Origin of the sequence: Psychroflexus halocasei, from assembly GCF_900107595.1 — a bacterium.
In the GTDB taxonomy this organism is placed as follows: Bacteria; Bacteroidota; Bacteroidia; order Flavobacteriales; family Flavobacteriaceae; genus Psychroflexus; species Psychroflexus halocasei.
This window is the reverse complement of the sequence record NZ_FNQF01000005.1, coordinates 1-25,409: the sequence shown is the minus strand read 5'-3', so window position 1 is coordinate 25,409 and position 25,409 is coordinate 1. Positions and strand designations below refer to the sequence as shown.

The 25,409-nt window shown below is 33.6% G+C and carries 18 protein-coding genes; 10 read left to right on the top strand and 8 right to left on the bottom strand.

Annotated features, from left to right (window positions below; translation table 11 throughout):
• Positions 1–83 precede the first annotated feature (83 nt).
• From BLV84_RS07000 to BLV84_RS06965, 8 genes are all read left to right on the top strand, one after another.
• Positions 84–806 (top strand): LytR/AlgR family response regulator transcription factor, encoded by a 723-nt coding sequence (locus BLV84_RS07000; RefSeq protein WP_093242426.1) that lies wholly within the window; start codon positions 84–86, stop codon positions 804–806.
• Positions 807–829: 23 nt separating this feature from the next.
• Positions 830–2,296, top strand: a complete 1,467-nt coding sequence (locus tag BLV84_RS06995; RefSeq protein ID WP_093242421.1) for a sensor histidine kinase — start codon at positions 830–832, stop codon at positions 2,294–2,296.
• A 121-nt stretch (positions 2,297–2,417) separates the two neighbouring features.
• Positions 2,418–4,478 carry a tetratricopeptide repeat-containing sensor histidine kinase gene (locus BLV84_RS06990; protein ID WP_093242418.1) on the top strand — a complete coding sequence of 687 codons (2,061 nt, stop codon included), beginning with the start codon at positions 2,418–2,420 and terminating at the stop codon, positions 4,476–4,478.
• A gap of 437 nt (positions 4,479–4,915) precedes the next feature.
• Positions 4,916–6,217 (top strand): anaerobic C4-dicarboxylate transporter, encoded by a 1,302-nt coding sequence (locus tag BLV84_RS06985; RefSeq protein ID WP_093242413.1) that lies wholly within the window; start codon positions 4,916–4,918, stop codon positions 6,215–6,217.
• A 38-nt stretch (positions 6,218–6,255) separates the two neighbouring features.
• Positions 6,256–7,674 (top strand): aspartate ammonia-lyase, encoded by a 1,419-nt coding sequence (aspA, locus tag BLV84_RS06980; RefSeq protein WP_093242409.1) that lies wholly within the window; start codon positions 6,256–6,258, stop codon positions 7,672–7,674.
• 193 nt (positions 7,675–7,867) lie between these two features.
• Positions 7,868–8,941: a type II asparaginase gene (locus BLV84_RS06975; protein ID WP_093242404.1), complete on the top strand. Its 1,074-nt coding sequence runs from the start codon at positions 7,868–7,870 to the stop codon at positions 8,939–8,941.
• A gap of 147 nt (positions 8,942–9,088) precedes the next feature.
• Positions 9,089–10,270, top strand: coding sequence for a porin (locus BLV84_RS06970; protein ID WP_159429400.1), 1,182 nt, complete (start codon positions 9,089–9,091; stop codon positions 10,268–10,270).
• Positions 10,271–10,557: 287 nt separating this feature from the next.
• Positions 10,558–11,385, top strand: a complete 828-nt coding sequence (locus tag BLV84_RS06965) for an endonuclease/exonuclease/phosphatase family protein (RefSeq protein ID WP_093242394.1) — start codon at positions 10,558–10,560, stop codon at positions 11,383–11,385.
• Here BLV84_RS06965 and BLV84_RS06960 read toward each other — a convergent pair.
• The gene (locus tag BLV84_RS06960; RefSeq protein ID WP_093242389.1) at positions 11,378–12,103 is read right to left on the bottom strand and encodes an AAA family ATPase; all 726 of its coding nucleotides are present in this window, start codon (positions 12,101–12,103) and stop codon (positions 11,378–11,380) included. The two genes, BLV84_RS06965 and BLV84_RS06960, sit on opposite strands and share 8 nt — an antisense overlap.
• 266 nt (positions 12,104–12,369) lie before the next feature.
• Between BLV84_RS06960 and BLV84_RS06955 the strand changes: the two genes are divergently transcribed.
• A complete protein-coding gene (locus BLV84_RS06955) occupies positions 12,370–13,089 on the top strand; it encodes an MgtC/SapB family protein (RefSeq protein ID WP_093242385.1) in 720 nt (239 codons plus the stop codon).
• Between the two features lie 365 nt (positions 13,090–13,454).
• Positions 13,455–13,649: a cold-shock protein gene (locus BLV84_RS06950; RefSeq protein ID WP_093242381.1), complete on the top strand. Its 195-nt coding sequence runs from the start codon at positions 13,455–13,457 to the stop codon at positions 13,647–13,649.
• Positions 13,650–13,738: 89 nt separating this feature from the next.
• Here BLV84_RS06950 and BLV84_RS06945 read toward each other — a convergent pair whose 3' ends face one another.
• The 7 genes from BLV84_RS06945 to BLV84_RS06915 form a co-directional block, all read right to left on the bottom strand.
• The gene (locus tag BLV84_RS06945; protein ID WP_093242377.1) at positions 13,739–15,517 is read right to left on the bottom strand and encodes an efflux RND transporter periplasmic adaptor subunit; all 1,779 of its coding nucleotides are present in this window, start codon (positions 15,515–15,517) and stop codon (positions 13,739–13,741) included.
• The gene (locus tag BLV84_RS06940; RefSeq protein ID WP_093242372.1) at positions 15,507–15,998 is read right to left on the bottom strand and encodes a DUF305 domain-containing protein; all 492 of its coding nucleotides are present in this window, start codon (positions 15,996–15,998) and stop codon (positions 15,507–15,509) included. The genes BLV84_RS06945 and BLV84_RS06940 overlap by 11 nt, the downstream gene beginning before the upstream one ends.
• A 209-nt stretch (positions 15,999–16,207) precedes the next feature.
• Positions 16,208–18,718 carry a heavy metal translocating P-type ATPase gene (locus BLV84_RS06935; RefSeq protein WP_093242367.1) on the bottom strand — a complete coding sequence of 837 codons (2,511 nt, stop codon included), beginning with the start codon at positions 18,716–18,718 and terminating at the stop codon, positions 16,208–16,210.
• 188 nt (positions 18,719–18,906) lie between these two features.
• Positions 18,907–19,548: a DUF3347 domain-containing protein gene (locus tag BLV84_RS06930; RefSeq protein ID WP_093242362.1), complete on the bottom strand. Its 642-nt coding sequence runs from the start codon at positions 19,546–19,548 to the stop codon at positions 18,907–18,909.
• A 115-nt stretch (positions 19,549–19,663) separates the two neighbouring features.
• A complete protein-coding gene (locus BLV84_RS06925; protein ID WP_093242359.1) occupies positions 19,664–20,875 on the bottom strand; it encodes a TolC family protein in 1,212 nt (403 codons plus the stop codon).
• Complete coding sequence (locus tag BLV84_RS06920) at positions 20,872–24,657, bottom strand: efflux RND transporter permease subunit (RefSeq protein WP_093242354.1); 3,786 nt, start codon at positions 24,655–24,657, stop codon at positions 20,872–20,874. Before BLV84_RS06920 ends, BLV84_RS06925 begins: the two co-directional genes overlap by 4 nt.
• A 128-nt stretch (positions 24,658–24,785) precedes the next feature.
• Positions 24,786–25,199, bottom strand: a complete 414-nt coding sequence (locus BLV84_RS06915; protein ID WP_093242349.1) for an HYC_CC_PP family protein — start codon at positions 25,197–25,199, stop codon at positions 24,786–24,788.
• Positions 25,200–25,409 lie beyond the last annotated feature (210 nt).

The following is a 25,409-nucleotide window of genomic DNA, read 5'->3' as shown; positions in this document are numbered from 1 at the left end:
GTCTTTTAGACCATGCATACAAATTATAGTTTAGCAACTCATTTTTTTTGTAATTTTAAAAAGAACCTAAACTATTTTTAATAATGCTTAAAGTAATTTTAATTGATGACGAACTCAAGTCAATCAAAAGTCTTGAATGGGAAATAAATAATTTCTGTAAGGATGTTGAAGTCATGGAAACTTTCACAAACCCTGAGAAAGCTATTACATATTTAAGGCACAATGATCCTGATTGTGTTTTCTTAGATGTTGAAATGCCTGAGATGGATGGTTTTCAGTTTTTAGATCATTTTCAAAAACGTGATTTTTGTGTCGTCTTTGTCACAGCTTATAATCAATATGCTATTCAAGCTATTAAAGAAAATGCCTTGGATTACCTACTAAAACCTATTGACTCTGATGATTTAACCGAAACCATAGAAAAGGTAAGAGCGGATAAAAGAAATGGACGTACTTATGATGCTCTTGAAGAACGTTTGAAAGCACATACTGATAAACGCATTGCAATCCCTGTTGAAGGGAAGCTTGTATTCATTAACACAGATGAAATTATATATTGTAAAAGCGATGGCAATTACTGTAAAATTCATCTTGAAAATAGAAAACCTCTTTTTATTTCAAAGAAATTAAAAGAAATTCAAAGCTTGTTATCCAATCAAGATTTTTTTAGAGTTCACAACAGTTATCTAATCAATCTAAAAAAAGTTAGTGAATATCTAAAAACTGAAGGCTACGTTATCCTTGATAATCAACAAGAAATTCCTGTTTCACGTAATAAAAAATCAGAATTTTTAGATAAGATATAACTAGATCTTAAACATTTTACCCCATGCTATTTGAACCATCCGTATTTTTCTGGCAATTAATGGTATGTACATTAGTCGTGTTTTGTGCCTTAAGCTTCGTTATTGGTTTCAACTCACGCGAGAAAAGCTTTTTACTGTATTCAAATTACACCTTTTTTCTTTTAGCATATTTCATCATTATGTCTCCTTATGAAGCACAATGGTTAGAAAGCATTCGTTCATCATCGTTTAGTTCTCTCAAATGGTATCTTCAGGTAATCTATAATTGCTCCTATTTTATCTTTTTCCTTTATTTCCTAGACATCAAGCAGCATTTAAAACAATTTTATAAATTCATTACTAAAGTTGTTTCTATTGCATTCTTAATCAGTACGTTGTTTCTTATTTACACAATCTATGTTGACAACACAAGGCTTTATGATATTTTCTATATTTATGTTTTTGTACCTATTGTTTTTTGCTTTGCAGTTTATACTCTTTACAAAGCATTTAAACTTCCAGGTTCACTCAAATATTTTTTCATATTAGGAGGGGGTACTTTTATCACTCTGGCTATGATTGCTCTTTTCTTCCCTATCATGGGATGGAATTTTCTTAACATCAATCCATTCATTCTTTTTTATATAGGGATTTTTATTGAACAAATTGTTTTTGCAATAGGCTTAGCTTATAAAATCAATTTGATTAACACTCAACTCATCAATAAATCAATAGAAAATCATAACATTAAGGCAAACCAAAACAGACTTTTAGAAGATCAATTAAAAAAGCAAGAAAAAGAAATACTTGAATTAACAGCAAATGCAGAAAAAGAAAGATTAGAAACTATAAAGGCAAAGTTTGAAGAGCAGATACACCATCTTCATTTAGTTTCTTTACAAAGCCAGATGAATCCACATTTTATTTTTAATGCCTTAAATTCCATTAAAGTTTTCTTGATTGAAGATCAAAAAGAAAAAGCTGTTTATTATCTCAATAAATTTTCAAAACTTATCAGACATATACTTAATAGTACCGAACTCGACAGCATCACTTTGGATGAAGAACTCACAATTACAAAGTTATATGCAAGTTTAGAAAACATCAGATTCGAAGAAAAAATCGAACTTCAAATTCGTAAACCTAATGATATAAACCTCAGTACAATCATGGTGCCGCCTATGATTTTGCAACCCTTTATCGAAAACGCAATTTGGCATGGTTTAATGCTCAAAAAGGAAGATAAGTTAATTGACATTTCATTTGAAAAAACTGAAAATAAAGTTGTTTTAAAAATAAAAGACAATGGTATTGGCCGAGAAAAATCAGAGCATTATTCTAGTCGAAAATTAAGACAAAAAGAGCCTATTGGTCTAAAAATAAACAAACAACGTTTACAACACTTCAATCAAAAACATGGTCTTAACTATACGTTTAAAATCGATGATCTAAAAAATAAATATAATGAAGCCACAGGAACTGAAGTTATACTCGAACTAAAATACAAATAAGCCAATTCAATATTACCATTAGTACAAAAATATCAGATTGACAACGTCTAATATCTTAAAAATCATTAACTTAATCTCTAGTAATTAAATCATAGAATTCACTAACCAATATCTGAAAAATTTGAAACCTCAACTCACTTTAATTCTTTCTTCAAAAAATGTATTCTATAAAGTTTTAAAAGTTGTTCTTTTAATCTGTTATGTCATTAGTTTTAATCAATTATCGGCTCAACAAAAATCTAAAATTGACAGCCTAAAATCTCTAGTTAAAAACACGACAGTAGCAAAACTAAAAGTCGATTACCAGATGAAGCTTGCCAGGCAGATTCACAGAGAGCAACATAATGAAGCTATTGAAATATCTTATGCAGAAGACGCAGTTAATTTAGCGCTTAAAATAAATGACACCTTACTTTATGCTAAAGCCTTGGATAACCTAGGCTTGCTTAACCGATATCATCAACTTTATGATCAAGCTCTGAACTTGCACATCAAAGCTTTTAAACTTGTTGAGGATAAAGATGTAGAAACGCTTCAAAAAATGATTTTCGCTAACAATGCTGGCGTTGCTGCCCGCTACAATCAAAAGTATGATACATCCATTTCATATTACATGAAAGCCCTATCAATTGCTGAAAAAGAAAATGATCTCAAAAATATAGGTATTGCTTGTAATGGTATCGGGAACGCTTTAAGCGGCTTACCAGGTCGTGAAGATGAAAGCCTATCTTATTTTGAAAGAGCTCTTAAAACTCAATTAGAACTTGGAAATACACTTGGTGCTGCAATGAATTATCTCTCTATTGCTGATTATTATGTTGACAAAAAAGATTACGTAACAGCACGACAATACCTACAGAAATTACTTAAACTTAACCAAGATAGAAATGACATATTTGGTCTAGCAATCACTTATGAATATTTCGGCACTTCATATCTAAAAGAAGCTAAAAACTATGACAAAGCCATATCATATTATGAGAAATCATTCGATTTATTTAAAGAATTAAAAAACAAACGTAAAGTTGCTGGCCTATTATATAGAATAGGTCAAGTAAACTATAATAAAAAAAATTACAATAAGGCTGAAGACTATTTTAGTGAATCACTTGAGATTTCGCAACAAATCAATCAATTAGGCTTGATCATCGCTAACACATTTAAGATATCTCAACTTTTAGAAAAAAAAGGGGACTATAAAAAAGCTTTAGAGTTTTATAAAATATCTGAAACTTATGAAGACAGTATTAAAATAGAAGATCAAAACATCAAAATAGAAGCACTCACACGTCAATACAATCTTGAAAAAAAAGAAAGCCATATTCAACTTTTAGAAAAAGATAAAGCTTTACAAAAAGCCGTTGTTGAACAACAAAAAGAACAGCTTGAACGCAGACGGATTGTAACTATCTTGTTGAGCATTGGTTTGATTTTCATTCTTATCATTTTTGCTTTACAATACAGAAATTACAGAACTAAGAAAAAAACATCCGAACGCATTTCTAAGGAAGAAAAAGAAAAAATGAATGCAATTTACGAGCGTAATATTGCTCAAGCAGAAATTTTGGTAACAAGATTACGCGTCAATCCTCACTTTTTATTTAATAGCTTGAATGCCATAACTTATTTAATACAAAGTGAACAAAACGCAAAGGCGATTAAGTATCTTAAAATATTTAGTCGCTATACAAGGATGGTTTTGGAAACTTCAAAACATCATGTTATTCCTTTACAAGAAGAGCTCAAACTCGCACAGTATTACATGATGCTTGAAGAAAATAGATTTGAAAAAGATTTTATTTTTAATATTACAGGTGACAATTCAGAGAAGATAGAAAATGTATTTATTCCGCCTCTTCTCTTACAACCCTTTTTAGAAAATGCAATTTGGCATGGCCTATTATTAAGTGAAAATCCTGAGAAAAAATTGAGTATCCATATTGTTATTAATCAACATAAAGCTCAGATCATTATTAAAGACAACGGTGTCGGTAGAGATAAAAACAAAAATCGTAAAAGGAAAAAACCTCACAAAAGCATGGGAATGCAGATTATTAAAGAACGTATTGAGCTTTATAATAAATCAAACCCAGGAAAAATTAGTTTAAAAATCATCGATAAAAAAGACGAAGATGGGAATGCATTAGGCACAGAAATCCATATTAATTTAAATCAAAATTAAATGTGAGATTATCAATATTCTTATTCAAGATGATTATCAGTATTCTACATTAATTTATAGAGACATAAAGCTTCAAATAATAAGATTAAAATAGCATTATTAAATCATTACCAAATCATTAACAATCATAACTGATATAAATCATCTACTGCGATCCTTATGAAGCGTAATTTTGTATTGTAATCTGATAGTAGATTGCGAAAATTTGCAAATCTTCAGATTTAGAAAAGCTCTTTTTGTAAGGTATTATTACTTCTTAAGCTTTAGACAGTTCATTCGCAGAATGGAAAAATTCAGAAGGCGGTCTAATTCCCATTAATTAGAATGGCCATTTGTAAATGTTAATCGACATACCACACCACTGAATCCATTACAAAATTTATTAACAAGATTAAAGAGGTTATATCAAATCTCTGCAAACGCTAAAATTATATCTTATGATTTGGGTTGAACTATTAATCGTCCTTTTATTTATACTCATTGGAGCCAGAATGGGAGGTATCGGAATTGGCTACGCTGGTGGTGCTGGCGTTATTGTCCTTACTATGGTTTTCGGTTTAGAGGCTGGCTCTATTCCTGTGGATGTTATACTGATTATTATGTCTGTTATTGCAGCAATTGCAGCAATGCAAAACGCAGGTGGATTGGATTATCTCGTTCACGTTACCGAAAAAATATTGCGTAAAAATCCTAAACGCGTTACTTTCTTAGCTCCATTAGTCACTTATTTCATGACTTTACTTTCAGGCACAGGCCACACCGTCTATGCCGCATTGCCAGTCATTACTGAAGTTTCTAAAGAAGGAAATGTAAGACCTTCTAAACCCTTGAGCATATCTGTCATTGCATCTCAAATAGCAATTACAGCATCTCCAATATCTGCAGCTGTTGTTATTTTCGCAGACTATCTTGAGCCTCTCGGCGTATCATATCTTCAATTGTTAGCAGTTGCGATTCCTACCACTTTCTTAGCAGTTATGGGTAGCGCCTTTATCGCAAACTTGATGGAAAAACCTTTAGATCAAGATCCTGTTTATTTAAAGAGAGAAGCAAAAGGTTTAGTCAAACATTTAGACAAAAAAGATCATAAAGATTCTAAAAGCGCTAAATTTTCTGTAGGAATTTTTCTTGCAGCAATTATCATCGTTGTCGCTTATGCAACATTAACATCTGAGAATATTGGGATTATCACAAATGTGACTATTTCTCGTAACCAAGCCATCATCGCTATTATGCTCTTAACAGCAGCAGTTATTGCTTTAGTTTGCAAAATAGATATCGGTAAAGTGACGAGCATGTCCACTTTCAAATCAGGTATGAGTGCTTGTGTTTGTGTTCTCGGAGTTGCTTGGCTAGGAGATACTTTTGTAAGTAATCATATTGAAGAAATCAAAGAAGCTGCAGGAGGACTTTTAAATAGTTACTCTTGGTTATTGGCTGTCATACTATTTTTTGCGAGTATGCTGCTTTATTCTCAGGCTGCAACAACAGTAGCCTTGATGCCGGCTGCACTTTCTTTAGGAGTGAGTCCAGTTGCTGCGATAGCATCTTTTGCAGCGGTGAGCGCATTGTTTGTACTACCAACTTATCCAACATTAATCGCTGCTGTAGAGATGGACGATACTGGAACCACCAAAATAGGAAAGTATGTTTTTAACCACTCTTTCCTCATCCCAGGAATAATAACTATTGCATTAAGTGTCGTGTTCGGCTTTGTGATAGGAGGTTTAATACTTTAAAATTATTAAAATAAGCTATTGATCAAAAAATAAATATTATGAAAACTAGAAAAGAAGAAGATTTATTAGGACAATTAGATATCAATGATGATGTTTATTTTGGTGTACACACTCAACGTGCCTTCAATAATTTCCAAATTTCAAATGGAAAGATAGGTGATTATCCAATATTTATAAAAGGCATGGTCACAACTAAAAAAGCTTGTGCCTTTGCTAATAAAGATATCGGAACGGTCCCTAAAAAACAAGCAGACATGATTATTGAGGCTTGTGACGAGATCTTGAATAATATGGAAAAATATATCGAATACTTTCCGATTGATGTTTTTCAGGGAGGCGCTGGAACTTCAGTTAACATGAATACCAATGAAGTTATTACGAATGTGGCACTTACTTTAAATGGCCACCCAAAAGGCAGTTATGATATTCTGCATCCGAATGACCATGTTAATAAATCTCAATCGACTAATGATGCTTATCCAACTGGTTTTCGCGTTGCCATATTTTATTATATCAACCATTTGCTTGAAAAAATCAATATTCTAACTAATCAATTTGATAGAAAGAGTGCTGAATTTAGAAAAGTTATTAAGATGGGAAGAACACAAATGCAAGATGCAGTCCCAATGTCTTTAGGTGACGAGTTTTCAGCTTGGTCAACAAATTTAAAAGAAGAAACAAAAAATCTCAAGGCTTGTAGAGACCTTATTTTACCGGTTAATTTAGGCGGTACAGCAATAGGAACACGCGTCAATGCACCTGATGGATTTACAGAACTTTCAATAGGATATTTACAAAAATTTACAAAGGCAAGTTTTGTTGAAGCTGAAGATCTTATTGAGGCAACATCAGATTGTGGTGACTATGTGACTATTTCTGGCGCTTTAAAAAGAACATCTGTCAAAGTTTCAAAAATCTGTAACGATTTACGTTTGCTTTCTTCAGGACCTCGTTGCGGATTAAATGAAATTAATCTGCCGCAAATGCAAGCTGGGTCATCTATTATGCCAGCTAAAGTTAATCCTGTTATTCCAGAAGTTGTGAACCAAGTTTGTTTTAAAATTATAGGTAATGATGCAACAGTTTCTTTTGCTGCTGAAGCAGGACAATTGCAACTTAATGTTTATGAACCTGTGATGGCACAATGCTTATTTGAGTCAATGGAACTATTGTCAAATGCCATTGAAACACTTGCTAGAAAATGTATTTCAGGCATCACAGCTAACGCTGAACATACCAAAAAAATGGTTTACAACTCTGTAGGATTAATCACTTTTCTTAATCCTTATATAGGTCACCATATGGGAGATGTAATCGGGAAAGAAGCAGTTGCAACAGGAAAAACAATTAGAGAACTTATTCTTGAAAAAGAATTGCTCTCTGAAGAGGAATTGGATAAAATTTTAAGTCCTGAGAACCTTATGCATCCGAAATATACTGCAGTGATTAAAAAATAAAATATTGCTATAAAATTAACCAGTGATAGAAATAATGGAAATGCTCGCTATGTGAAAGCAAAATTTTGTAGCTGATTAAAAAAATGTAAAAAAATCACTGGAGCACATCAATGACTGTTAATAGTTTTTTAGAATAAAACTATCATGCTTAATAAGCAAATTAATTAATGTTTAATACATAAATCTCATTAAAATGAAAACTTTCAAATTATTTAGACATGCGCTTTTACTTGTTTTAGTTATTGGTTTAACTAATATAAGTTTTGCTCAAAACAAAGACCTTCCTCACGTGGTCATTCTCGCGACTGGAGGAACCATTGCTGGTACAGCTGAAGGTAGTAATCAAGCAGGATACACAGCTGGACAATTAGGCATCAATACGATGATTGATGCAGCACCAGGGATTAAAGAACTAGCCAATATTACTGGAGAACAAATTTCTAACGTTGGCTCACAAGATATGTCAATAGACATTTGGTTAAAGCTCGCTAAAAAAGCGAATGAATTATTAGCTTCAGATGATGTTGATGGTATCGTTATCACACACGGAACTGATACACAAGAAGAGACAGCTTATTTCTTGAGTTTAGTTGTTGACAGTAACAAACCTATTGTCACTACTGGAGCAATGCGACCAGCGACTGCTCTGAGTGCTGAAGGGCCGTTGAATCTTTACAATGCTGTAGCTGTAGCTGCAAGTCCAAAATCAAAAGGGCATGGCGTAACTGTTGTTATGAACGATCAAATTCATGCAGCGCATGATGTGACCAAGTTTAACACAACAGCTGTACAGAGTTTTATGTCACCAATAGAAGGTCAAATCGGTAGTGTGATTTATGGCGATATAGAATACTTCAGAAAACCATACAGTACACATACAACAAAAAGCGTATTTTCTGTTAAGGGCGTTAAATCTCTTCCTCGTGTAGATATTATTTATGCTTATGCAGATATGCCTGCAGATTTTGTAACAAGTTCTATTAAAAAAGGTGCAAAAGGCATCGTTATAGCAGGTGTAGGTAATGGAAATATGAATGCAGCAACTCTTAAAGAAGTTAAGAAAGCAACAGATAAAGGAATTGTTGTCGTTAGAAGTACACGTGTTCCTCTTGGTGATGTATTGCGAAATGCAGAAGTCAATGACGATGAGTACAAAACCATTGTTTCTGATGAACTTAATCCTGCAAAAGCAAGAGTTTTATTAATGCTAACTCTCTTAAAAGACCGAAGCCTCAACGAAATCCAAGAAATATTTTTCAATTATTAATAATTCTTGTTTTACGTTTTAATTATCATACAAAGCTTAACGAGCTTGAGTTTTATATGATTTAACCTTTATAAAATCAGTCTCAGACTGATGAGACTGATTTTTATGAAGTGTGTAGTTTAATTTATGAACATTAAAATTATAATCATGAAACTTAAAAATCTTTTACTACTTATTCTGGTTTTTGGAGCTTCCCAAATAAGTTTTTCACAATTGAAACAAGCCGATACAGTATCAACTTACAAGTCTATAATTCCTGTTGAAAGACAAAGTTTACTGAGCAATGTAGATTTGATTGCAAACATGCAATTTGGCCACAGTAGTGACTGGGATGATGGCAGCTGGCAAGGTTCTAAATTTAACATGAATCAATTTAGAATGGAAATAAGAGGATGGGTGACAGAAAAATTATATTTCCGTTTTAGACACCGTTATACTAGTTCTTTTGAACCACAAAGTGTTGATAACATTATAAAAGGGGTTGATTACGCCGCATTAACTTTTAAAGTAAATGAAAAGTGGTCTATTACTGCCGGTAAAATGGCGACAGATTGGGGTGGTATCGAATTTGACTTGAACCCTATTGATATCTATACTTATTCAGACATTATCGAACAAGCTGACAACTATCTCGCTGGTGTAGGAGCTACATACCAAGCAACAAAAGACCATTCATTTGGATTACAACTTCTTAACCCAAGAACACAGACAGCCGAAGAAATCTACGGTGAAGATGTCATTATCGGAGGGGATATTGAAACTGCAAAAGCGCCTTGGGCTGGTGTTTTCAACTGGCGCGGTAGCTTCTTTGATGGAAAATTAAATACTTTATGGCATTACTCTGTATTTAATGAGGGTGATGATGATTTCCAGAACTACATGGCCTTTGGTCAACAACTTAACTTAAATAAATGGAGTATCGCCTATGACTACAAATTAAGTTTAGAAGATGTAGATAGAACTGGTATCATTAGGAATCTTATCTCGACTAATGATCAAACATACGTTTTAAGAAACACACGATACGAAAGTCACTGGCTGAGTGTACAGCATCGAATACATCCGCAATGGCAATTAAGTTTAACTGCATTTGTTGATTTCTCATCTGTAAAAAATGAAATGGGTGATTACAAAAAAGTAAGAAATGCATATTCATACATACCTGCTATTGAATACTACCCTTTTAAAGATTACAACGTCAAGCTATTTGTAAATTATGTGGGTAGAGTTTTCCGTTACACAGATTTCGCTGAAGATACATTTAATCTATCCAATGGAGATACAGGAAGATTGTCCTTTGGAATCATAACACCTTTAAACTTTCTTTAATTTTTATATTATAAATACTTACTAATATTAAGCTGGGCAATTCTTTATTGTTCAGCTTTTTTTATGTTAACTTTTCTTCATCTTGATTCATCTTAAAATATTAGATTTGTTATTTGCATGTTTGGTTTGATTATATTTTTTATATAAATCTTTGAACAAGGCAAAATTGAAAATGATGAACCAAAATTATCAGGTCAATTGAAAGAGACGATAAGCTTGTTGCAATTGTTATTGGATCGAAATCTAATTTTTATTAACGCGTCAAAAAATCCTTTTAATCTTTATACATGAAGAATTTTTCTCAAGCTTTGAGTAAACTTAGCTTTATCCTATTTTTCTTCTGCTTTTCTATTAGTATTGCTCAGGTTAAATTGAGTACATGGAATATTCAGCACATGGGAAAATCAAAATCTGATGAAGAGATTTCATATATCGCTGATGCTTTAAAAACACATGATCTCATTGCGATACAAGAAGTTGTCGCTGGACCAGGAGGCGCAAAGGCTGTTGCAAGATTGGCTGACGAACTCAACAGAAAGGGTGCAAAATGGGATTACAGCATTAGTAACCCGACAAAAAGTTCGCCTTACAGTAGCGAACGCTATGCTTACTTATGGAAAACAAGCCGGCTAAAAATTGTTGGCAAGGCTTGGTTAGATGAGAATTTTATCGATAAAATTGAGCGCGAACCCTATTTTATCAGACTAAAAGATAATGATGGACATGTTTTCACTGTTGTTAGTTTTCATGCCGTTCCTAAAAAGAAACAACCTGAAACTGAGATTAAATATTTCAAAAAATACCCTGCTTTATATCCCGAAGATGAATTGATTTTTTTAGGAGATTTCAATATCCCAAATTCTCATTCAGTTTTTAATCCACTTAAAAAAATGAACTTTATATCTGTCTTTGAAAATCAGAAAACCTCTTTAAGAACCAAATGTATTGATGGCGATTGCTTAGCTTCTGAATATGATCATATCTTTTTAAAAACAGACAATCTTTCAATTATAGATTGTGGTGTTATTCATTTTTATGAAGATTTTGAAAACATGAAATTAGCTAGAAAAATTTCAGATCATATTCTACTATGGGTAGAAGTTGATTTTAATTAACTTCAGATATTAACTTCAACTTCTCTTGATTGATGATCTTTGTTTTCACTTGCTGTAAAGCAACGTCTTTTGCTTCTGCATAAGATATATCGTAAACTCTTTTAATATTCGTAAGATTATCCGGAAAGCGTTCTAAAATATCATCGTAGTAAACATCGAGTTTTTCTTGACTTGGCAGCTCGTATTTTAATTTGATTTGAAAGCGCCTGAGCAAAGCTGTATCGATTACTTCAACATGATTGGTTGCGCAAATCAGTAAAGTATCTTCTGGTAATTGATCTATTTGCTGAATCAATGTATTGACTAAACGTTTCATTTCACCAGAATCTTGATTATCATAATCTCTTACTTTACCTATAAAATCAAATTCATCAATAAACAAAACGGTATCACCAAAAGAAGCCTTTCTGAAAACATCTGTCACATTTTTACCAGTTTCACCTAATTTAGAAGACACAAAACCACCGAGATTTAAAGTGACAACTTCTTTTTCTAAAGCCTGACCAATAGCATGAGCCGTGGCTGTTTTGCCACAACCTGTATGGCCGTATAATAATATTTTATTAGCAACAGGAATATCATACTTTTTGAGTGCTTCCAGAAAAGTAAATTCCTCAATAAGTTGATTAATTTGCTTTCTGCTTTCTTTTTTTAAGTGAAGTTGATCAAGAGATAGGGTATTTTTCTTATTTCTTAAAGTTGATCTGTGAATCGCCATACTCTGCTGTTTTCAAAAGACAAAGATAAGTCTTTAAATGAGCTTAATACGATTTGAAAAGTCGTTTTACTAAGTTTTCAAAATGATAGTCTTTATATTCATTATACTTATAATCAAGGATTTATGCTTCTTATTTAAAAAATAAGATTTAAATATAAGCCTGAAAAGAAAAGCTAAATTTTATATTCTTTACCTTTGATTAACAACAAGCCAATTACATAATTAGTTTAGCAAGCTGATATAATCTTTTTTTTTAAAAAAATTTAATGGAAATAACCGAATACATTTTACGCTTATCAACTGCCTTTGTATTAGGAGGCATTATAGGTTTTGAAAGGCAGTGGCATCAAAAAAATGCAGGTTTAAGAACCAACACTTTGGTAGCGATTGGTGCAGCTTCCTTTGTATTATTATCAGTTAATCTTCACGAATTAACAGGTGGCGACCTGAGCAGAATTACAGCACAAATTGTTACAGGTATAGGTTTTATAGGTGCTGGCGTTATTATGAAGGATGGTTTTAATGTCAGAGGCTTAAATACGGCTGCAACCATTTGGTGTTCTGCTGCAGTTGGCACATTAGCAGGAATGGGATTTGTAATTGAAGCCTTATTAACGACAATTGCAGTCGTCTTATCTCACGTATTGTTAAGACCTATCAGTAATCGGCTTGCCAAAATATCAGCTTACAGAAAAAATAAAGTTATTGAAACCTATTATCGCGTGTTCATTAAGTGTGGTATCAATAATGAATCTAACGTCAGAGGACTGGTATTGACTTATATTGAAAATAATGATCAGTTATTATTGCGATCAATTAATCGTGAAACAAAAGAATCTAGACCTCATGAAATAAGTATCAGTATCGAAATTGCTAGTATTGGGAAGAAAGAAATATTAATGGAAAACCTTGTTATGATGCTGACTAAAGAATCTCATGTAATTCTTGCAGGTTGGGAATTTGCTGGGGAAGAAACGGAGTATTAATAAGTGTAAAACGCTTTTTCTCTAGCATCGTTTTTTAAATACAGAAAGCTAAAAAAGCTTTGATTTTTTCACAACAACACAATTCAAATTATTATTTTTTAAACAAAACACACTTTTATATAAAAAAATGATGCATCTTTGCAGCACAATAAAAATTCCTATAGAATTTTAAGTTATTATATAGTACAATTAGTTATTTCGAGTTTATCTCTTCTTTCAAATTTTATTTTTACAATTACTTTTTCAATAGTATTTTTTTAGTTAACAGGTTGTTATCACAATTTAGTTATAAATCTTTAGTATGTTTTTCTTAACTAGGAAGTTTTATTGTGAAAAAATAATTAATAATTTAAAATTAAACAAAGATGCAAGAAGGCACAGTAAAATTTTTCAACAACTCAAAAGGATTCGGATTTATTAAATCATCAGAAACAGGCGAAGATATTTTCGTACACAATTCTGGTTTAAGAGATGATATCAGAGAGGATGATAAAGTACAGTTTAACACTGAACAAGGAAGAAAAGGATTAAACGCTATCAATGTAGAAGTTATAGATTAATTCTCAATAATATTTACCTCTTACAGGTGAAAACTTATTATAAAAAGACCGTTTTTCAACGGTCTTTTTTTGTTTTTAATAGCAATCATTTATTCAATAATTTCTTTCACTTCGCCACAGGTCAGCATTGCGTCTCCAAAATATGGGTTGATAACTTTCTCATCTTGACTCAACCAATATGCGCCTTCATAGCTATCTGCCATTGGGCAAAATTCCACATAAACTTTTTCATTGACACCAAAAATTTGCACAGCTTTAATGAAGTGTAAAGACAAATCTCTAAAATATTTTCTTTGTTCTTCTAAATCTGATGTCTCAGAAATAGCAGTTGCAGAAGCTTTGATCTCTTTTGACAACGACATCCAATTTTCATGCGCTTCACCCTTAACTAATGTCATATCGACTTGACTCGAATTATTGAGTAAAGCTTTGGCATCTTCAGTTGCTTTAGCTGTATTGTCTTGGACTAATGCATCTTTTAAATCAATATAATTTTTATAAACTTTATTTAATTGCTTTTGGAAAGTTTGAGGTACTTCGAAACGCTTATTTGTTTTAGTGTAAGCACTTGTATTTTCAGATGAATGACTGCTGGTTGCTTTATGATGATCATGAGCAGTTGTTGTTTTTCCACCATCTTGATTCATCATAGATTTTTTATTTTGTAGCTGAGCTGCAGCATCGACTGTAAATGTGCCGTGTGTCACAATTTCGTCTCCATTATCAAGACCTCCTGTAATCATGTAAGTTTCTCCATTTCGGTTGCCAATCGTGACTTCTCGCATTTCAAAAGTAGGTTGGTCAGGATTTGTTTTGACGTAAACCAACGAGCGCTCGCCTGTCCACATAACGGCTGAAGCTGGCACGATGAGCAGCTTTTCTTTTGATGAATCAACACCTTCGACCTGACCGGAAACAAACATCCCTGGCTTTAACAAGTTATCTTTATTATTTATCGTTGCCCTGACTGTCACTATTCTTGTTTGGGTATTTAAAAGAGGATTAATAAAAGAAATTGTTGCTTCAAACTCTTTTTCAGGATAAGCGTTGGTTTTTATTTTAATTTTTTGACCTTTTTTAAATTGTGAAATTTGATTTTCATAAGCATCAAATTCAGCCCAAACAGTACTGAGGTTATTCAGTTTTAAAATAGGCTGACCTTGCTTAACGTAATCACCTTCGTTTAGCATTTTTTCTGAAACCGTACCTGAAACAGTAGCGTAAATCGGAAAAAATTCACGTACTTTTCCTGATTCTTCAATACTATTGATTTGTTTTTCTGAAAGTTTCCAGTTTTTTAATTTATTTCGCACTGATTTATAAAGCGCTGGTTGACTTTCTTTTAAAGAAGCTGTGGTTAAAAGTTCTTGTTGTGCAGCAACGAGATTAGGCGAATATATAGTTGCTAAAAGCTGTCCCTTACGAACTTCTTGTCCTTCATAATTAACATTTAGACGTTCAATACGTCCATCAAAATAACTAGCTTGTACAAAGTTTCCTTCTTCGTTTTTCACAATTTTACCTGACAAGGAAGTTGTGTTACCGTTTTCACCAACACTATTCCCAACGATACTGGTTTGTATGTTTGCCAATGCCATTGCATTTTTTGTCATTTTAATTTCATTTACAGATAGACCATCATCTCCAGATTCTGCTGGTATCAAATCCATTCCGCAAATCGGGCAATCGCCAGGTTCTGGTTGCATAATCTGAGGATGCATTGAGCAAGTCCACATTTGATTGGTTTCTGCAACTTCATCATGCTGATGTTCTGTTTTTTCTTCTGATGAGTTTCCAAAAAACAGCCATCCTAAAAGTACACCTGCTGCAAGCAAGCCTATGTATATAAATATTTTATTATTTTTCATTTTCTAATCGTTTTATCATCGTTTTCATTTCTTCTATTTCTTTTCGTTGTGCCTTAATGATCTCTTCTGCTAACTTTTTAACTTCTGGATCTTTGATATCTGCTCTTTCACTTGTTAATATTGCAATGGAGTGATGCGGAATCATAGCTTTCATCCATAACACATCACCAACTGTTGATTTTTGGTCACGTACCAATCCTAAGGCTCCAAAGAAAAGCAGGATACTTCCTAAAATAATACCTATATTTTTCTTTTTATTCTTGTACATATTTTTCATAAAGAAAAACATAATTAATGCCATTGCCGAGATGCCTAAACAAACCATATAAACCCTTGTTAAACTAAACCAAACGTGATCAATTTCATAAGTATTAAGATACATGGTGATGTACATTGCAACAAAAGATCCGCCTAACATCAAAAAGAATTTTGTGTAGTTGCTCATTCCGTTTTCTTTGTTTTTATCTTTTTGTGTATTCATAATTTTAAATTTTTACATTAATACTCGTTTAAATTTATGTTGTTTTTGGCCTTGAAATCTAATTTTATTTATACCTGATTGATTTACTAAGGCACTGCATTTGCGCTAGGGATTGAAGTGGCATCCTTTTTTTGTTTTTTTCATAACAAAAAAAGATATAGCGTAAAGCCCGCTCGAGCGCCCAAATAAAATATCTTCTTGCTTCATTATTAAATTTCTTTACTTCTTAATCGCAACGCATTTCCAATAACAGAAACCGAACTAAAACTCATGGCTAAAGCAGCAATCATAGGCGATAATAAAATTCCGAAAATCGGAAATAAAACACCTGCTGCAATGGGCACACCTAAAGCGTTATAAACAAGTGCAAAAAACAGGTTTTGCTTAATGTTTTTCATAACTGCATGGCTTAAGTTTTTGGCTTTAACTATTCCATGTAAATTACCTTCAACTAGGGTTATCATCGCGCTTTCAATTGCAACGTCTGTGCCTGTTCCCATTGCAATACCAACATCGCTTTTAGCTAAAGCTGGCGCATCGTTGATACCATCGCCTGCCATGGCAACGACATGTCCATTATTTTGTAATTTTTCAACTTCTTTAAGTTTATCTTCAGGTAACATACTGGCTTTAAAATCTGCCAGGTTTAATTCTGAAGCAACAGCTTGGGCTGTATCGTGATTATCGCCAGTAAGCATAATGACATCAATACCTTTGTCTTGAAGCGTTTTAACAGCTTTGCCACTTGTCTCTTTTATTTTATCGCCAATGATGACATAACCAATAACGTTTTTTTCTATAGCTAAATAAGAAACTGTTTTGCCTTGTTTTTGGTAAGTTTTAGCTTCCTTCTGCATCTCCTCCTTGATTTCTGCTTTAGCATGTTCCATCATTTTAGGATTACCTAATGCCACATTTTTACCATTAATTTTGGCTTCAACGCCTTTACCTGTTACTGCGCTAAAATCTTTGGACTTTAGTTCTGAAGTTTCAGAGTCAGTAAGAATTTCTTTTCCATATTTTACAGTTGCCTCTGCCAAAGGGTGTTCACTATTTGTATTTAATGATACAATGTATTGCAAGACTTCTTTTTCGTTATATGAATTACCAAAAGCACCAACAGTTTCGACAGTAGGCTTGCCTTCAGTTATTGTTCCTGTTTTGTCGACGATAAGCGTATCAACCTTATCCATTTTCTCGAGGGCTTCAGCGTTTTTAATCAATACCCCATTTTGAGCGCCTTTACCAACACCAACCATAACCGACATCGGAGTTGCCAAACCTAAAGCGCAAGGACAAGCAATAATTAAAACGGCAATCGCATTAACCAAAGCATAAACATAAGCAGGCTTTGGGCCCCAAATAGCCCATACTGCAAAGGTTATTACTGAAATAATAACAACTATCGGTACAAAATAACCTGACACTTTATCTGCCAAATTTTGAATTGGGGCGCGACTTCGGCTAGCATCGTTGACCATGTGAATAATTTGAGAGAGTAATGTGTCGCTCCCCACCTTCTCGGCTTTCATTAAAAAGGATTGATTACCGTTGATTGTTCCGCTATTTACTTTGTCATCTACTGATTTATTAACAGGAATAGGTTCTCCAGTAATCATGGATTCATCTATACTGGTTTCGCCTTCAGTAATGACACCATCAACAGGAATTTTATCGCCGGGTTTTACTTTTAATATATCGCCAAGTTCAATCTCGTCAATACTGACCTCAATCTCCTCTCCATTTTCAACCCTGACGGCTTTGTTTGGCGCTAGTTTTAGTAATTCTTTTACAGCTGAATTGGTTTTACTATGCGCACGAGCTTCTAAAAGCTGACCCAAAAGCACAAGCGTTAAAATAACGGTTGCTGCTTCGAAATAGACGTGTACAGCACCAGATTCAGATAAAAATTGCTCTGGGAAGAAATTTGGAAAAAACATTCCAAATACACTAAAAAGCCAAGCTACGCCTGCACCAATACCAATAAGCGTAAACATATTGAGATTCCAAGTGACTATACTTTTATACGCACGCTCAAAAAACATCCAAGTGGCATAAAATACGACTGGAATTGATAAAGCAAATTGAATCCAATTCCATTTTTTTTGATCCATGAGATCGTATAATGGATTGTTAGTCAACATCTCGCTCATGGCGATAATAAAAATTGGCAATGTAAAAGCACTTGCGATCCAAAACTTTTTTAATAATTTTTTATAGGTTTTTTCTTCAGCGGACAAATCTGGTTCTTTTGGCACCAAGTCCATCCCACATTTAGGACAAGAACCTGCTTCATCCTTAACAATTTCTGGGTGCATTGGGCATGTCCATTGATCACCTGTAGAAGCAGATAAATTTTGCTCTTCGACTAAGTCCATTCCGCAAACAGGGCAATCGCCAGGTTCTTCATAGGTTTTATCGCCTTCGCAATGCATGGGACAATAAAAAGTTCCTGTTCCTTTCCCTTTAGGTTGCAAATCTTTTTTTTCTTTAGTTTGAGGTTTTTCACCTAGTTTATGAATGCTGTAAGTTCCTCCATCATTTTTTAAAACATCTTGAAATTTTTCAAGAGGAATATGCGATTTCATTTCGATTGTTGCATTTTCTTCTTCTAAATTAACTGATACATTAGAAACACCCTCCGCTTTTGAAAGTGTTTCTTCTACATGCTTGCGGCAACCTTGGCAAGTCATTCCGTGTATGTGATATGTGTGTTTCATAATGAGGTTTTAATTATTTATGACTTATTAGCATAGGGTTTGAAGGTCATCAAAACTCTTAAACCCTATGCTGTTGCGGATCTTCACTTGAATTTATTTTTAATTAGTCACGAGTGGCGATCCAAACACTCGACATAAATGCGCGATAAAGTTCCAAGACAAAACTTAGGCTTGAATTCAAATTTTGATTAATTAATCTCTTTTTGAACTTCTCCGCATTTCATCATTTTACTACCGAAATATGGATTCCTAATATTTTTATCAGTACTTACCCAAACACCGCCATTATCAGCATACATCGGGCAAAATTGTTGGTACAAAGTATTTTCAGTGCCAGTAATTGCAACCATATCCATTATATTCTTGCTCAATGTTTCGAAGTGTTCACGTTGCTTTTTCATTTCGTTTTTGCCGATATATTCTGCGTGCTCTTTGGCTTCAGCGATAATTTGTTTTAGTTCTTTTTGTTCTTCTGAATTATACTCGCTAAGATCAAATTCGTTTAGAGTTTTATTCAATTTATTGCTGGCTTGAGCTGCTTTATTTTTATCAGTTTCCACTAAGGCATCTTTAAGCGTCATATAATCAGCCAATACTTTTTGTGAAGCTGAATTTTGTGTTTCAGAATCCATTATAGTACTTGACATATTCATCTTGTCGTGTATCATACCATCTTGGTGATTCATTTTTGAATGATCTTCTCCAGAACTCATTTTAGAATGGTGACCATCTGCATTATTATGCTCATTTTTGTTTTCTTTACAAGACATTATCGTTAAGGTTATAAATGCTATTGCAACTACACCTAATGTTGATCTTAATTTGTTCATTTTGATTTAATTTGAATTAGTGTTATTAATATTTATTTTTAACTGTTGTTTATTTTAAAATCATAATTCTACGCTTGAAAGCTATACTTTTTATATAGTAAGTCTTTCCCATGCCTTAATTTGTTAAATAGTTAATAAGAGCAGATTGAACGTAATAGATTTTTACTGATTCAATCTGAGCTTTCTGAAATTTCAACTGTAACTCCTGAATATCTAAAACCTCTTTAAAATTGATATCTCCTGTTTCATAATTTTTAATGAGAATTTCTTGAGCATTTTCAGCTTGTTTTAGGTTTTTCTTTTGCGTATTAAATTTAATTCGTGATTGATTCCTTTCTGATATTGCTTGGGATAAATCAGCTTTGAGCGTATTTAAACGTTCATTTTTTTGAGATTTTATCTCCTGCATACGCAATTCATTTTGTCTTGTCTGAGATTTATATTTTTTGTTAAAAATTGGTATCGACAAGGAAAGCATTGGCATCACCATATCTTTATAAGAACTCGTAATCATCGGGCTGTTTTCTTGATTGATATATTCCACACCAAAACCTATTAGAGGACCACTTTCTTTTTGGTTTAATAACTCAGATTGTTCTACAGACTCATAAAGTTTGTCATATTTCAGTAGTTCTGGATTGACAGATAAATTATCGTAACTATAGAAATCATCATTTTCTGGCATTTCTAAAGTAGAGATCACGGAAACATTTTTATCAAATTCACGATTCATCAAACTGTTTAATGCGGCCTGAATACCTTTACTTTTTTGATTTAAAACTTCTATTTCTTGCTCTAATTCATTCTGTCTCATTTGTAATCTCAACACATCAACAGCAGAAGCCTGACCGACTTCAACTGAATTAAGCGCTAATTCTTCATAAGTCTGTAAGAGTTCAATATTATCTTTAAGCACTTCTTTTTTAGCATTAATTTCATAGAGCAAATAATAAAACTCAGACACAGAAAGTGCCAGTTGACGTTTAGCAATGGTTACTTCAATATATTGAGCATCAGCTATTGATTCGGCGTAATTTTCTCTGGCAGAAATAGTTCCAAACCAAGGTAGCATCTGCATGACAGAAACACTAAATCTTTCCATCGGCATTTCCATTTCAGGAGCTATCGCCATATAACCCGCATTAAACTCAGTATTTGGTAAACTATTAGCTTCATTGATTTTTTCGAGCGCAATCTTGTGCTGAAGATCAAACTTTTGAATCTGCGGATTATTTGATATTGCTTCCTGAATAAGACTTTGCAAATCTTGAGCATTAACTTTTGTAAAAGCGAAAAAAGCAAATCCTATTAAAATTATATATCTCATTTGTTTTTTCTTTTAAGTTGAAATTCTTTTTTCATGCTAAATAAAACTGGGACTACAAAAAGTGTAATCAGTGCGATGAGCATCCCACCAAAACTTGGAATCGCCATCGGAATCATAATATCACTTCCTCTTCCTGTTGATGTTAGAATTGGTAATAAGGCTAAGATTGTCGTGGCTGTTGTCATTAAGCACGGACGAATTCTTTTTTGTCCAGCCTCTACAATTGAATTGCGTATTTCCATTTTGTTCTCTGGTTTATTGCGATCAAAAGTTTGGGTGAGATAAGTTGCCATCACAACGCCATCATCAGTCGCAATACCAAAAAGGGCAATAAATCCTACCCAAACGGCTACACTTAAATTAATAGGATGCATCTGGAATAAATCCCTTAGATTTTCACCAAAAAAACTAAAGTTTAAGAACCAATCCTGACCATAAAACCATAGCATTAAAAAGCCACCTGCAAAAGCCACTGCAATACCAGTAAATACCATTAATGAAGTGGATACAGAACGGAACTGAAAATAGAGGATTAGAAAAATGATTGCCAAAGCCATTGGAACAACAATGCTTAAAGTTTTTTCTGCTCGTATTTGATTTTCATAAGTTCCAGTAAATTGATAATTAATTCCTTTTGGTATTCTTAGCTCGCCATTGTCAATTTTATCTTGAATCAAGGCCTGCGCATTTTCAACGACATCAACCTCAGCAAAACCATCCAATTTATCAAATAAAACATAACCGACTAAAAAGGTATCCTCACTTTTAATCACTTGAGGGCCTTGCTCGTATCGAACATCAACTAATTCTCCAAGTGGTACTGGACTGCCTTTTTCGACAGGCACATATATTCCTTTTATATCATCAGGATTGGCTCGCAACTCACGCGGATATCTTACTCTCACATTATAACGTTCTCTACCTTCTACGGTTTGGGTGAGTGGCATCCCACCGACGGCAACTTCTAAGACTTCTTGAACATCTTCAATAGAGATTCCGTACCTTGCAAGTTGTTCTCTTTTAATGTCGATTAAAAGGTAAGGTTTCCCCACAATTCTATCCGCAAAAACAGCTTCTTCCTTGACGCCTTCAGCTTGTTTAAGAATGTTTTCTAGTTGCATTCCAAAGTCTTCAATTTCTTTTAAATCTTGGCCTTTTACTTTAATTCCCATCGGTGCACGCATGCCTGTTTGCAGCATGACTAAACGGGTTTCGATAGGTTGCAATTTAGGAGCTGAAGTCACGCCAGGTAATTTAGTGACCCGAACAATTTCGTTCCAAATATCATCTGGTGATTGTATTTCTGGACGCCAGTTTCTGTAAAACTCTCCATCTTCATCAGCAATGAGGTTTTGACTTTTGACTTGAAAAGGATCTTCAATTTCTGAATCAGTATAACTTTTATTTTCAACCACATCGTGATTGGGATTTACCACCAAATTCCCATTTTTTAAAACAAACAATCCGTCTTCATTAATTTTATATCGCTGACGCTTTCCGTTTTCATTTAACATATATTCAGATTTATACTGAATAATATTTTCATACATTGAAAGTGGCGCAGGATCAAGAGCAGATTCTGTGCGTCCGGCTTTACCAACCACAGTTTCAATCTCTGGAAGACTTGCCACCGCCATATCTAATTGTTGCAGGACTCTTTTATTCTCTTCTATTCCAGCATGAGGCAAAGAGGTCGGCATCAAAAGAAAAGAACCTTCATTTAGAGACGGCATAAATTCCTTTCCTGTATTTTGCATAATTAAGATACCAAAAATGACGATCAGAGTAGGTACGGAAAGAAATAAAAACTTGTTTCTAAGTGCCCAACGTAAAATTCTGGTATAGTAGCTTTGGAATAACCAAAACGCGCCTAATAAACCAAAACAGATGACTCCGACAAAAAGTAAATTCCAAAAAATACTTTCATCAACACCCAGTGGTCGCCAATATTCTGCAAGTAAAAAGACAATTGCTAAAGCAGAAATAAGAATATTTATGCTGTTTGCTCGCTTCTCTGTTATAGCTAATTTTGGTGAAATTTTAGAAGTGATTTTATCATCCTTTAAAAATGCCGTCACTCCAAAAACGATTAATATAAGACCTAACCAATAACCAAATAAAATTGCTGTTATGCCTATAATAATTAATAAAGCATTAATCAAGAGTTGACTAGTTTGTCTGATACTTTTCCTACGGAATAAAAAAGATGCAAAAGGAGGAATTAAAAACAGAGCAACAATCAGGGAAGCGACTAAAGCCATCGTTTTAGTAAAAGCTAAAGGTCTAAACAGCTTTCCCTCAGCACCTATCATCGTAAAAACAGGTATAAAACTAATAATGGTGGTTAATACTGCAGTCAATATAGCTCCTGACACCTCTGAAGTCGCATTAAACACAACAGTATTGATAGGCTGTTTTTTGCCTGTTTTTTCAAATCGTTCTTTTTCATCATCGAGATGCCTGATGATATTTTCACAGAGAATCACACCCACATCAACCATCGTCCCAATAGCAATAGCGATACCAGATAATGCGACTATATTGGCATCAACATTGAAAAGTTTCATCGAAATAAAAACCATCAAAACCGCTACTGGAAGTAATCCAGAAATAAGAATTGAGGCTCTTAAATTGAACACCATAATGATAATCACAAAAATGGTAATGAGAATTTCCAGAGTCAAAGCTTCATCAAGCGTTCCTAGAGTTTCTTGAATGAGCTCTGTTCTGTCATAAAACGGAACAATAGTTAATTGAGAAGTACGGCCATCTGCCAGTTCTTTTGAAGGTAAACCAGCTTGAAGTTCTTCTATTTGATCTTTAACATTATTGATCACCTCCATAGGATTAGCACCATATCGGGCAACAACAACGCCACCGACGACCTCTGCTCCTTCTTTGTCTAAAATTCCTCGTCTTGGTGCTGGCCCTAAACCAACTTCAGCAATATCTTTGATGCGTATTGAGGTAAAGTTTTCAGATGTGACGACGGCATTTTCTATATCAGAAATAGACTTTACATAACCCAAACCACGCACTAAATATTCTGCCTGATTAATTTCAAGAGTTTGTGCGCCAATATCTTTATTGCTTTTCTTAACAGAGGTCACAATATCACTTAAGGCAACATCATACTGTCGCATTTTCTCTGGATCAACATCTATTTGATATTCTTGAACATAACCGCCAATAGAAGCAACTTCAGAAACACCACTTGCTGAAGAAAGCGCATATTTCACATAATAATCTTGCACACTTCGAAGTTCGTGTAAATCCCATCCGCCAGTGACGTTTCCATCTTTATCTCGTCCCTCTAAAGTGTACCAATAAATTTGTCCTAAACCAGTAGCATCAGGACCTAAAGATGGATTAACATCATCAGGAAGTAATCCATTTGGTAAAGAATTTAATTTCTCGAGAATACGACTTCTACTCCAGTAAAATTCAACATCTTCTTCAAAAATGATATAAATACTAGAGAAACCAAACATAGAAGAACTACGAATGGTTTTCACGCCAGGAATCCCCAATAATGAAGTGGTTAATGGGTAAGTGATTTGATCTTCAATATCTTGTGGAGATCGACCTTCCCATTTTGTAAATACAATTTGTTGATTCTCTCCAATGTCAGGAATGGCATCAACAGCCACAGGATCGGTAGGTATAAATCCTGTATTCCAGTTAAAAGGTGCATTGACAACACCCCAACCGACAAAAAACACGAGCAGCAATACAGCAACGAGTTTATTTTCTATGAGAAATTTTATGCCTTTGTTTAGCATTTGTAATAAGATTTTAGCAGTTGGTACAAAGTATTAAGTACAATCGTTTTTGAAGTCAATGATACATTGCTTCAAAACTCAAAAAGATTCTAACGCAAAGGCTTTGCTATAGAATCAACTCCTAAAAATCAAATTAAATAGGTCTCGTGGATCTTTTGAAAATCCCTTATAAGAAAGGGAGGTTTGTAATCTCTGAAAGGAATAACTTCCTTCTCCAGTCCTTCAAAAAGATTGATGTGCGTGTAAATAAAAGAAGCTATGAAGACTTGCTGCTCGAATGTTATTTTATTCGCAGATTGTTGCAATTCGTCTTGACCATCAAGAACTAATTGCTCATCGCTGCAGCAACTTTCTTTTTCGATAGAACATCCGTCAGCTAGAGGATTTTCCATGTCCATTCCGCAAGTTTCCACTGTATGAAAGATCGCTTTATCGACCAAAGTTTCTCCACAATAATGTAGATCTACAACAAATGACATTGTAGAAATCATGACTATAAAAGCCATGAAAAATGATAATATTTTGCGGAATACTTGCTTCATAATAAAACAAAAGTACAAATTTTAGTTTAGTACACGACAAAAATTGTTTAACTATTTGATTTTTAACAAAGTAAAGTAAATTTTAATCTTCTTTATATTGCATAAAATACTGGAATTCAGTATATTAAAGCATTATTCTTCAAGTAATGACTTTAAAAAAGAACTCCAGTACAGGTATTAAAGATACTCAATTATTAGCACTATTCAAAG